Here is an 11,043-nt window from a genome sequence, read left to right as displayed (position 1 = left end):
TATTATTGGAAAGTTGTTGTAAAAGACAATAAAGGAGGCCAAACTATTGGACAAGTTTGGAATTTTGTAACGGATTAGTAACAATCACCAATGCATAAAAGACAAAAAAGCTTCCAAATTGGAAGCTTTTTTGTTTTAGTGGGCAATGAGGGATTCGAACCCCCGACCCCCTCGGTGTAAACGAGGTGCTCTGAACCAACTGAGCTAATTGCCCTAAGCGGATGCAAATATACAATCTCTTTTTAATATAGCAAATTTTTTGAACACATATAAATAAAAAAAGTCTTCACATTTAGTGAAGACTTTTTTGTGGGCAATGAGGGATTCGAACCCCCGACCCCCTCGGTGTAAACGAGGTGCTCTGAACCAACTGAGCTAATTGCCCTAAGCGGATGCAAATATATAATTACATTTCCTAATTATCAAAGATTTTCACAACTTATTTTACAAAATAAGTGCTTTTTTACAACAAAAATATAACCTTCACAATAACCAACTTAAATTCAGTATTTTATACACCTCTATTTTTACAGCCAACAAAAACTTATTGCATATAATTTACTTGAATGAAGAAAATATATTGATTTCAAATTAAAATTGTATTTCAAAAAAAAAGAGTCACTTTTAAGTAACTCTTTTTTCAAATGCTTTAAAATAATATTTTTAATACTCCAATTGTCTTAAATAATCCAACTTTGCTTTCCAAATTTCCAATTTATCTTTATATTCATTTATATTATTTCTAACATTTATTACTAAAGGATTATCCTCTTTAATATTTGATATAAAACCTAAATTGTTTTCTAATTGTTGAATTTCTTTTACAGACTCATCTACTTTTTTTCTAACAAAAAGTTGTTCTGAATCTAATTTTCTGTAATTTTTTTGTTCCAAATAACCATTCACAAGAATTTTGAATTTTATCATTTCAACTTCCTCCTTGTCTATATCATCATTTGTTTCAACTACTTTATCAATAAGTTTATTAAATTTCACTTCAATATGCCTCATTTCAAAAGGAACTCTTCCTAAGTTGCGCCAATCATTCACATATTCCTTAATATCATCTAAAGTTAAATCTTTACCATCATCTTCTACATCTTCTTTTAAATTCTTTAAAATATCTTTCTTTTCATTAAAAACTTCAAGTTGCTCTTTGTTTCCAGCATCTTGTCTTTTATGTAGTCTATCGAAAAAATGATTACAAGCATCCTTAAATTCTTTCCAAAGCTTATCGGAATATTTTCTAGGAACATGCCCAATTTTTTTCCAATCAGCCTGAATTTTTTTCATTATTTCAGTAGTCGAATCCCAATCTTCACTATCTTTTAATGCAATCGCTTTTTCAATAAGCTCTTTTTTAGCATTCAAATTATCTAAATGATCCTTTTTAACTTCTTTAAAAAACTTATTTTTTGATACATTAAATTTTTTGGTTGCTGCCTTAAATTTTGTCCAAATTTTATCGCTTACATTTCTTGGTGTTTGCCCAATACTAAAAAACTTATTCCTTAATAAATCAATTTCATCTATACTTTTTTGCCAATCTGCTCTGGAATTATTCTTTGAAGTATCTATAGCTTCTATTAAAGCTATAATTTCATTCTTAGCTTCAACATTTTCATCATATTTTGATCTAACATCTTTAAAAAACTCATGCCTTTTATCATGTATTTTTTTTGTTGCCTCACTAAATCTATTCCAAACCTCTTCCCTATCATTTCTTGCTACAGGTCCAACTTCTTCTTTCCAAAGTTTATGAACTACTTGTAATTCTTTAAAAGCTTCATTTACATCTTCTATTTCTGCCAGCTCTTCCGCTTTTTGAACTAACTTTAATTTTTCTTCTAAATTATGTTTAAAATCAAGATCTCTTAAATCATTGTTTAAATGTAATAAATCATAAAAACGTTCAACATGGTGATGGTACGTTCTCCAAGCATCATTATACTTTGCTCTTGGAATTGGACCAATTTCACGCCATTTTGTTTGAATATCTTTAAATATTTTATACATAGTAGATCCATCGGCATTATCTATTAAATGCTTTAAATCTTCTATTAATGCTAGTTTAGCTTCTAAATTTTTCTTTAACATATTCTCCTGACCAGCGTAAAATTCATTTCTTTTTACCTTATAGTCATATAAAATGCTGTTGTACGAAGTTTTAATTGGGTCGCTATATTGAAAATCTACAATATTGCCGCCTTCCTCTAAAAATTTAGCTTTTTCTTTTTTTAATATCTCCCCAAATTTAATATTAAAGGCATTTTTAATATTATTTACATTATTTTGAATGCTTTGAACAGGACTTTCTTTTACCAAAATAGTAAGTTCCGCAACTAATTCTTCTAATGATAGGTTTGAATAATCTTTATCCTCTAAGTTTTCGTGTTCAATTTTTTCTGAACTTGCAGCAATCTCATCATCAATTTCATCAATAGCTTTATTTGGAGTTTTCACAGGTTCTGAAGATTGTTTTTCAATAATGACTTCTTCTTTAATTGGTTCTTGAACTGGTTCTTCTTTCACTATTTTTTGTTCAACTGATTCTTCAGGAGCTACTTCCTCTTGAATTGTTTTTTCTTGTTGAACTGTTTCTAGTGTGTTTTCCTCAGAATTTTGAGGCGTTGAAGGATTGTTTTCTTCTGGTACTTTGGTATTCTCGTCTAACATATAAAAATGTTTAAGGTTCAATTTTAAGTTTATAACAGTATCATTTACTGTTTCATTATAAGATGTATTTTTATTTTAAAAGTTGCGTAAAAAATTATATTATTTTTTTTACGAATTCCAAATTTCCCAAGACTTTTCGGCTTGTAATTCTAACATATCATTTCCATTTTTTATGGTTGCTCCTCTACTTTTACCTTCTTTTAAAAACTTTGTTTCCGAAGGGTTGTAAATTAAATCGAATAACAAATGATTTTCATTTATAAATTGATAGGGAATATTTGGAGCCTCATCAACTTTTGGATGTGTTCCAACAGGAGAACAATTTACAATAATTGTATATTCTTCCAAAATTTCTTTGGTTAATAATGAATATAATAACGCATTATCCGATACATTTCTGGAAACAAATTTAACTTCAATTCCCATTTTTTTGAAAGCAAAATTAACAGCTTTAGATGCACCTCCAGTTCCTAAAATTAGTGCTTTTTTATGATGTTTTTTAATAACAGGTTCAATAGATTTTTGAAAACCATAAACATCAGTATTATAACCTATTAATTTATTATCGTCCGTAATTTTTATAGTATTTACAGCTCCAATTTCTTTTGCTTCTTGATCAATTTCATTTAAATACCTTAAAATACTTTCTTTATAAGGAATTGTAACATTTAATCCTTTAAATTCATGTTCTCTATGGTATAAAATAAATGGAAATTCCTCAATTTCAGGAATATCAAAATTAAAATATTTGTGGTTTTCTAAACCTAATTTTTTAAATTTTTCCGCAAAATATGTAGGTGAAAACGAGTAAGAAATATCCTTACCAATTAAACCAAATTTAAATCTATTATCCATCTATTAACTCTTTTCTATTAGAACTAAACTTATCTAAAACAAGAATAATCCCCATTCCTATTATTACAAATACAATTGCGATCCACGTTTGGGAAGATGAAAAATCAGGAAAATATCTTTCAAAATTCTGAATTATTTTATCACCTTTTGAATCTAACAATATTTTATTATCAACAATTTTATAAATTTCCTTTTTCCAAGGCCAAACAATTCCAAGTGAACCAGCAATAAAACCTATTATTACAGCAGTTACAATTTGATGCCAGCGTTTTAAAACCCAACCCAATATATGAGATGTAGTTACTAAACCAAATGCCGAACCTAACGTAAAAGTACCAATAATTTTAAGATATTGGATTCTTTCTTCACTTTTCAAAAAACTAAAATCACCAGTAAAAACTTCTGTTAATGTTTTAAATAGCATTGCAACTGAATCTACTAACAACAGCACATAATTACCCATTAAAATTAAAATAAAAGAACCTGATAAGCCTGGTAAGGTCATCCCTGAAACTCCAATTATTCCACAGAAAAACACAAACCATAAATTATCGTTCTCCTTTGCCGGACTCATAAAACTAATAGCAATTCCAACAGCAGCTCCTGCCAACATTGAAATAATATTTTTTGTATTCCAGTCATTAAAATCTTTTGAAATATAATAAATAGAGCCAATTATCATTCCAAAAAAAGTGCTCCATACATATAACTCATATGTGTCAATTAAAAAATCTAACACCAAAGAAACACTAAAATAGCTGAACATACTTCCACTAAAAACCAACACTAAAAACGGTGCATTTGTGTAGTAATAAAAGCTTTTAAATCGTCCATTAAACAACAATTTAAACGCTTTAAAGTTTATTTTTTTGAAGGAATAAATCATTTCTTCATAAAAACCTAATACAAAAGAAACCATTCCTCCAGAAACACCAGGAACTTTATTTGCAGCGCCCATAGACAATCCCTTTAAAAAAAGGAAAAATTTATCAGCAAAACTGCGTTCCCGTGCCATAATTTATTTTTTAGTTGAAATATTAGCTAATTTCTCTAATAATAAAATTAATGCAAATCCTGATAAAGCCAATAAAATTGCTGTAAGTATTTGAGCATCTCCATTAAAATTAAAAGGAGATACACTTTGTTCATTAAAAGGAACTTTAATACCATGCGAATTAACACGCCAAGTTAAGGTTTCTTTCCATGGCCAAATTTTGTTTAAAGACCCTAAAATAAACCCAGTTAAAACCGCAAGAGTAAAATTTTTGTAATGTTTAAATAGCCAATTTAATATTTTTGAAAAAGATAATAATCCAACCACCGCTCCAGCAGCTAATGTTGCTAATAACTTAAAGTCCTTATCATGAATTGCATCTAAAACTGGTTTATAAGCTCCTAAAAGAACCAAAATAAATGCCCCTGATATACCAGGCAAAATCATTGCGCAAATTGCTAAAGCTCCTGCTAAAAATATAAATAAAGGTGAAGAATTTTCACTTACCATAGGTTGCAATGTGGTAATATAAAAGGCTCCAACAGCTCCAATAATAAGTAAAACAACTGTTATAAAATTCCATTGTGTAATTTGCTTAGCAACATACAAAATACTCGCCAATACCAATCCAAAAAAGAACGACCACACTAAAATTGGCTGGTTTTCTAGCAAATACGATATTATTTTTGAAAGCGATAATACACTGATGAAAATTCCTGATAAAAGTGCCAATAAAAAATTTCCATTTACTTTTTTCCACGCAGCATTTATTCCTTCATTTTTTAACACTTTTAAAGTATCAAAATTTACTGAGCTAATTGCTGCTAAAAGTTCTTCATAAATTCCTGAAATAAATGCAATTGTTCCACCAGAAACTCCAGGAACTACATCCGCAGCACCCATTGCTATACCTTTTAGTGTAATTATTAAATATTGAAAAAAGTTTCTTTGCTCCATTTGTCTTTTTATGTTTTCTGACAAATGTAACATTTTTATATGAAGTTTATTTGAAATTATAAATCACTTCTTTTACATTTTTCATTTCATAAACTTCTGGAAATAATTCTTTAATAATGGAGTGATATTCAAAATCCGTTTTTAAGGCTTTATTTAAATGCAATTCGCCTTTTTTGTGATTTTTAAATTTATAATATAAACAAGCTAACCTATAATCTATTTCTGCAAAACCTTTAAAATATGTTTTAGCTTTTTGTAAATACACCAACGCATCTTCAAATTCACCTAAAAAGCATAAAACATCGCTGATTCCTATCCAAATTACTAAATCATAATCTTGTAAAATAATACAATTTTCAAAACCTTCAACTGCCTCTTCAAAAAGATTTAATTTTAAATTAATTTCAGCAAATTTACGCCAGTACAAAGCATTTTGATCATCTATTTCAATAGCTTTATTAATATTATACAAAGCTTTATTGTAATTTTTTCGTTTTAAATAAAGTTCAGTAATTGCTATCCAACCTTTTTCTAATAAAGGATCTTCATGCACCGCTTTTTTATAAAATTCTATGGCCTGTGTAGATTTTTTTAAACGCTCGTAACATTCTCCAATTCTTAAGAATGCAAATGATGTTGGATCATCTAATTTAACCGTAATTTTATAATTTTCAATGGCAGATTCCCATAAATTGAGTTGCTCTAGCGTTTTAGCTTTTTCTAAATAAGCACCTACAAAAAGTTCATCAATTAAAACTGCATAATCAAAAGCTTTTAATGCCTCATCAAATTGTTCTAAAATATAATATTGTCTTCCTAATTGATGCCAAGCCACTTCACTATATGGATCTTTATCAATATAGCTATTAATATAAACTACTGCTTCTTGGTGCTGATTTTGCATATCAAAACAATAAATTACATTATATAATGAGGAATAATCTTCAAAATCTACTTCTAAACACTTGGCAAAATTTAGGCGTGCTTCATCAAAATTATCTAAATACAAATATTCCATACCTATCATTGATCGTACATCAACTTCGTCATCTGTATAACTCAGTGCAATTTTCAATGCGTTTATAGCTCCGGCGTGATCATCATTTTTTGAAAGAATACTTGCTTGTTGAATATAAACCTCTTCATTTGTTGGTTCAATTGCTTGAATTTCCTTTAACAACTTGCTAGCTTCGTCAATTTCATCATTAAAAATAAGTAATTCTGCTTTTAATAATTTTAACATTACAGAATTTGGATGCTGTTTTAAACCTAAAGTTATTGCTTTGTTGGCCAATGAATTTTTTCCAGAATCTAGATAATAATGTATAATCTCCTCAAATTCAATCGAATCAAAAAAATAAACGCTATTAGTTTTAAGCATTGATTCAAATTTTGACAACGAAACATTATTTTCTCTTGGAGTTAAAGGCATAGTGTAAATAAATAATTACTTCTGCAATAAAAGTACATGAACTATGTAAAAAATTAAAAATAACTTCTAAATGTTTTTAACAAATTAATTAACAAAATGCTTTATATTTGTATTCCAAACAATGTTTGGTACTACAATGAGTAAAAAAACACTTCTTAATTCTAAAGAAATTAACATCATTTTGCATCGATTGGCTTGTCAGCTAATTGAAAATCATAATAACTTTGAAAACACTGTTTTAATTGGAATTCAACCAAGAGGAACATTTTTAGCTGAGCGATTAGTTGAAATTTTAAAGGATGATTACAAAATTCCTTCTATTGAGTTTGGGCAATTAGACATTACTTTTTATAGAGATGATTTTAGGCGGAGAGACGCACCTCTAGAAGCCAATAAAACAAATATTAATTTTATTGTAGAAGATAAAAAAGTTGTTTTTATTGACGATGTATTGTTTTCTGGAAGAAGCATTAGAGCTGCATTAACAGCCATACAATCTTTTGGAAGACCTTCAGATATTGAATTATTGGTATTAATTGATAGAAGATTTAGTCGTCATTTACCAATTCAACCAGATTATAGAGGAAGACAAGTTGACGTTATTAATGAAGAAAAAGTAACAGTCCACTGGAAAGGAAGAGATGGAAAAGATGCCGTTTATATATTAAATAAATAAGTTCATGAACCAGCTAAGTGTACAACACCTTTTAGGAATTAAACATATTAATAAAGCCGATATTGATTTAATTTTTAAAACTGCCGACCATTTTAAAGAAGTAATTAACAGACCCATAAAAAAAGTTCCTTCTTTAAGAGACATTACAATTGCCAATTTATTTTTTGAAAACAGTACGCGTACGAAATTATCTTTTGAATTGGCTGAAAAAAGACTTTCTGCAGATGTTATCAACTTTTCTGCAAGTCAATCTTCAGTAAAAAAAGGAGAAACGTTAATTGATACAGCCAACAATATTTTATCAATGAAAGTTGATTTAATTGTAATGCGTCACCCACACGTTGGGGCGTGTGATTTTTTATCGAAACATGTAAATGCCCGAATTGTGAATGCAGGAGATGGAACGCATGAACATCCAACCCAAGCATTATTAGACTCCTACTCTATTAGAGAAAAATTAGGATCCGTAACGGGTAAAAAAATAGTAATAGTTGGCGATGTGTTACATTCTCGTGTGGCACTCTCAAATATTTACGCATTAAAATTACAAGGTGCAGAAGTTAAAGTTTGTGGGCCAAAAACATTAATTCCAAAATATATTGAAAATTTAGGAGTTGGCGTAGAACCAAATATTAGAAAAGCACTGGAGTGGTGTGATGTTGCCAATGTTTTGAGAGTTCAAAATGAACGAATGGATATTAATTATTTTCCATCCACCAGAGAATACACACAATTATTTGGAATAAATAAAAAATTATTAGACTCAATTGGCAAGAAAATTGTTATAATGCATCCAGGACCAATTAACAGAGGTGTAGAATTAACCAGTGATGTTGCAGATGCAGAGCAATCAATTATTTTAAACCAAGTTGAAAATGGTGTTGCAATTAGAATGGCTGTAATATATTTATTAGCCGAACAAATTAAAAGAAATTAATATGGATATTAAGAAAACCGATGCTTATACTCTTATTAAATCAACGGAAGATTCGGTAAAAGAATTTGTAGATTGTTTTAAACAAAATTACCTACAATTATCTGAAAAACATATCATTATTGATTTTTCAGAAAAAATTAACACAGAAATTAAAGATTTATTGTTATTTTTGAAAATAAGTTCAAAACACCGTACAAACGGCTATAGTTTTGTAATAATTTGCAATGGAATTGAAATTGATGATATTCCAGATGAAATAAATGTAGTACCAACTTTTACAGAAGCATTAGATATTTTGGAGATGGATGCTATTGAACGAGATTTAGGATTTTAAAATTAGTTGCTTATTGATGAAAAAATTACTTTTAATAACAATTTTATTATTTACTACTATTAGTTTTGGTCAACAAAATTATAATAATAGTGCTGCTATAAATAAAAATCAAAGTATTGAAACTATCTTTTCTTTATCTGCTTACCCAAATCCTTTAACAATTAAAACAAGAATAAATTTCATTTCAAGTAAAAATCAAAATATTGAATTTACTGTAAAAAATTTACTAGGTAAAACAGTTTACTTTGAAAAAATTGATGCTTCATCAGGAAATAACTCTATTATATTTAACAGAAATAATTTAACCCCTGGAATGTACATTTATTCACTACAAACAGAAACAGAAATAATTTCAAAAAGATTAGTTATTAAATGAGTTTAACACTCACTATTTTAGGATGCCATTCTGCAACACCAAGAGTTAATGCGCACCCAACTTCACAATTTTTAGAAATAAAAAATCATCATTTTTTAATTGATTGCGGCGAAGGAACTCAAGTTCAACTTCGCAAATTTGGTATTAAATTTTCTAAAATTAAACATATTTTTATTTCACATTTACACGGTGATCACTTTTTTGGATTGGTTGGTTTAATTTCTACTTTCCGATTACTAAATAGAGAAACGGAATTGCATGTATATGGTCCGAAAGGAATTAAAGAAGTGATAACACTACAACTTAAACTATCAAATTCTTGGACACAATACCCTTTATTATTTCATGAATTGACCAGTACTACAAGTGAATTAATTTTTGAAGATGATAAAGTTGAAGTTCATACTATTCCACTAAACCATAGAGTGTATACCAACGGCTTTTTATTTAAAGAAAAGGAAGGTGAACGTAAATTAGATATGAACGCTATTTTAAATTTCAGTGAAATTGAAGTTTGTGATTATCAAAATTTAAAGAATGGTAGAGATTTCACTTTGCAAAATGGAACTGTTTTAAAAAACGAAACACTTACACTAAATCCTTCAAAACCTAAAAGTTACGCATTTTGTAGCGATACTTCATATTATCCGGAGATTGTTCCAATTATTAAAAACGCAACGTGTTTATACCACGAAACTACTTTTTTAAAAGATAAAGAAAATTTAGCCTTAACAACCTTACATTCAACTTCTGAACAGGCTGCCAAAATTGCAAAACAAGCAAACGTCCAACAATTAATTTTAGGACATTATAGTGGTCGTTATAAAAATATTGAAGATTTTAAAACAGAAGCGCAAGAAATTTTCGAAAACTCAACATTAGCAGAAACAGGAAAGGTTTTCATCATAAATTAGCTTGCTTTTCTAGTACGCTTTCTTAATTTAAAAATTCTATCAGTATAATACTCTTTTAGCTCACTAATAAAAGATAAAGGATTCTCATATTCAGTTAAAACTTTATACGTGTGTTTTGCTTTTGCTATTTCTAGTTTTTTTATTAGATTTTCTAATTCTATTTGTAAATAATTGTCTTCTATTAAGTCTATTTTTTGCACAGATTGGCTAGCAAAATCTTCCAAGGCATTTCCACTAAATATATGTGAATGGAATGTCTTTAAATCATTTAAACTTCCTGTTTGATAAATTTCAATAAGTTTGGTGGTAATTTCAGTTGCTAAATCTATTTTTTCATGATTCATAGAAAACTTATCCGGATGTACGTGTAACATAGCTTCTCTGTACAACTTCTTTTTTTCATTTTTATCAACTTCATTAGTATTTTCAACAATGGTTTTAGCTGTTAATTTTAAAGTCTTGGTGTCTTTAAAATTTTTTCCTCGTTGCTTTTGAGCTAATCGTTTTTCCTTTTTTTGTTGTTGCAGTTTTTTGTAAAGTACAGTTAACTCCTGTTCTTCAATAAGTTCATTTATTAAATGCGATCTTAAAATAACTTCAAAAGCAGTTGTTTTTTGTTCAATTGTGTGTAACTCTTGTTGTAAGCTTTTAATTTTAACTTTTATCAAAAGCTGTTCTTGCTCATTATCAATTTTTATTGGAAATTTTTCCGCTTTCATATACACACATTTAATGAGCACAAAGTTGCTAAAAAAACCTGAAATACTTTCAATTTATAAACAATTGTCAAATACTATTAAAAACAAAAAATTCTTTGTAACTTTAATTAGGTTTTAGAGAGGTGTTATTATTTAATTTCCTTTTAAAATCTTCAACTTCACCCAAAAAAACA

Annotated in this window: 11 protein-coding genes and 2 tRNA genes; 5 read left to right on the top strand and 8 right to left on the bottom strand. The window is 28.4% G+C overall.

What is annotated here, in order from left to right:
• Window positions 1-139 precede the first annotated feature (139 nt).
• The 7 genes from JEY78_RS04895 to JEY78_RS04865 form a co-directional block, all read right to left on the bottom strand.
• Window positions 140-214 (bottom strand) — tRNA-Val (locus JEY78_RS04895).
• Between the two features lie 96 nt (window positions 215-310).
• A tRNA-Val gene (locus tag JEY78_RS04890) sits at window positions 311-385 on the bottom strand.
• Window positions 386-663: 278 nt separating this feature from the next.
• A complete protein-coding gene (locus JEY78_RS04885) occupies window positions 664-2,676 on the bottom strand; it encodes a DUF349 domain-containing protein (protein ID WP_291847378.1) in 2,013 nt (670 codons plus the stop codon).
• Window positions 2,677-2,784: 108 nt separating this feature from the next.
• Complete coding sequence (locus JEY78_RS04880; protein ID WP_291847375.1) at window positions 2,785-3,531, bottom strand: shikimate dehydrogenase; 747 nt, start codon at window positions 3,529-3,531, stop codon at window positions 2,785-2,787.
• The gene (locus JEY78_RS04875; protein WP_291847372.1) at window positions 3,524-4,546 is read right to left on the bottom strand and encodes a DUF368 domain-containing protein; all 1,023 of its coding nucleotides are present in this window, start codon (window positions 4,544-4,546) and stop codon (window positions 3,524-3,526) included. The genes JEY78_RS04880 and JEY78_RS04875 overlap by 8 nt, the downstream gene beginning before the upstream one ends.
• Window positions 4,547-4,549: 3 nt before the next feature.
• Entirely contained in the window at window positions 4,550-5,515 is a 966-nt protein-coding gene (locus JEY78_RS04870) for a DUF368 domain-containing protein (protein ID WP_291847369.1), read from the bottom strand.
• Window positions 5,516-5,528: 13 nt separating this feature from the next.
• Window positions 5,529-6,863, bottom strand: coding sequence for a tetratricopeptide repeat protein (locus JEY78_RS04865; protein WP_291847366.1), 1,335 nt, complete (start codon window positions 6,861-6,863; stop codon window positions 5,529-5,531).
• A 187-nt stretch (window positions 6,864-7,050) separates the two neighbouring features.
• On the opposite strand from JEY78_RS04865, the gene pyrR reads away from it, so the two are divergent.
• Genes pyrR through JEY78_RS04840 form a run of 5 tightly spaced genes read left to right on the top strand, consistent with a single transcriptional unit; the run spans window position 7,051 to window position 10,151 of the window.
• Window positions 7,051-7,590: a bifunctional pyr operon transcriptional regulator/uracil phosphoribosyltransferase PyrR gene (gene pyrR / locus JEY78_RS04860; RefSeq protein ID WP_291847394.1), complete on the top strand. Its 540-nt coding sequence runs from the start codon at window positions 7,051-7,053 to the stop codon at window positions 7,588-7,590.
• Between the two features lie 4 nt (window positions 7,591-7,594).
• Window positions 7,595-8,527 (top strand): aspartate carbamoyltransferase catalytic subunit, encoded by a 933-nt coding sequence (locus JEY78_RS04855; RefSeq protein WP_291847364.1) that lies wholly within the window; start codon window positions 7,595-7,597, stop codon window positions 8,525-8,527.
• A 1-nt stretch (window position 8,528) separates the two neighbouring features.
• Complete coding sequence (locus JEY78_RS04850; RefSeq protein WP_291847361.1) at window positions 8,529-8,861, top strand: ribonuclease Z; 333 nt, start codon at window positions 8,529-8,531, stop codon at window positions 8,859-8,861.
• 16 nt (window positions 8,862-8,877) lie between these two features.
• On the top strand, window positions 8,878-9,237 hold the full coding sequence (locus JEY78_RS04845) for a T9SS type A sorting domain-containing protein (protein ID WP_291847359.1): 360 nt from the start codon (window positions 8,878-8,880) through the stop codon (window positions 9,235-9,237).
• Window positions 9,234-10,151, top strand: a complete 918-nt coding sequence (locus JEY78_RS04840) for a ribonuclease Z (protein WP_291847356.1) — start codon at window positions 9,234-9,236, stop codon at window positions 10,149-10,151. Before JEY78_RS04845 ends, JEY78_RS04840 begins: the two co-directional genes overlap by 4 nt.
• Here the strand turns inward: JEY78_RS04840 and JEY78_RS04835 are convergent.
• Window positions 10,148-10,870: a hypothetical protein gene (locus JEY78_RS04835; RefSeq protein WP_291847352.1), complete on the bottom strand. Its 723-nt coding sequence runs from the start codon at window positions 10,868-10,870 to the stop codon at window positions 10,148-10,150. The two genes, JEY78_RS04840 and JEY78_RS04835, sit on opposite strands and share 4 nt — an antisense overlap.
• Window positions 10,871-11,043: the final 173 nt, after the last annotated feature.

The sequence above is a fragment of the Lutibacter sp. genome, assembly GCF_016342705.1.
Lineage (GTDB): Bacteria > Bacteroidota > Bacteroidia > Flavobacteriales > Flavobacteriaceae > Lutibacter.
Note: the sequence above shows the minus strand (reverse complement) of the source record. Positions and strands in the feature narration are given on the sequence as shown.

Bases quoted from the DNA above. Each gene is read 5' to 3' on its own strand.
- JEY78_RS04855 (WP_291847364.1), top strand. From the start codon at position 7,595: ATGAACCAGCTAAGTGTACAACACCTTTTAGGAATTAAACATATTAAT.
- JEY78_RS04835 (WP_291847352.1), bottom strand. From the start codon at position 10,870: ATGAAAGCGGAAAAATTTCCAATAAAAATTGATAATGAGCAAGAACAG.
- JEY78_RS04865 (WP_291847366.1), bottom strand. From the start codon at position 6,863: ATGCTTAAAACTAATAGCGTTTATTTTTTTGATTCGATTGAATTTGAG.
- JEY78_RS04840 (WP_291847356.1), top strand. From the start codon at position 9,234: ATGAGTTTAACACTCACTATTTTAGGATGCCATTCTGCAACACCAAGA.
- JEY78_RS04850 (WP_291847361.1), top strand. From the start codon at position 8,529: ATGGATATTAAGAAAACCGATGCTTATACTCTTATTAAATCAACGGAA.
- JEY78_RS04880 (WP_291847375.1), bottom strand. From the start codon at position 3,531: ATGGATAATAGATTTAAATTTGGTTTAATTGGTAAGGATATTTCTTAC.
- JEY78_RS04875 (WP_291847372.1), bottom strand. From the start codon at position 4,546: ATGGCACGGGAACGCAGTTTTGCTGATAAATTTTTCCTTTTTTTAAAG.
- JEY78_RS04870 (WP_291847369.1), bottom strand. From the start codon at position 5,515: ATGTTACATTTGTCAGAAAACATAAAAAGACAAATGGAGCAAAGAAAC.
- JEY78_RS04885 (WP_291847378.1), bottom strand. From the start codon at position 2,676: ATGTTAGACGAGAATACCAAAGTACCAGAAGAAAACAATCCTTCAACG.
- pyrR (WP_291847394.1), top strand. From the start codon at position 7,051: ATGAGTAAAAAAACACTTCTTAATTCTAAAGAAATTAACATCATTTTG.
- JEY78_RS04845 (WP_291847359.1), top strand. From the start codon at position 8,878: ATGAAAAAATTACTTTTAATAACAATTTTATTATTTACTACTATTAGT.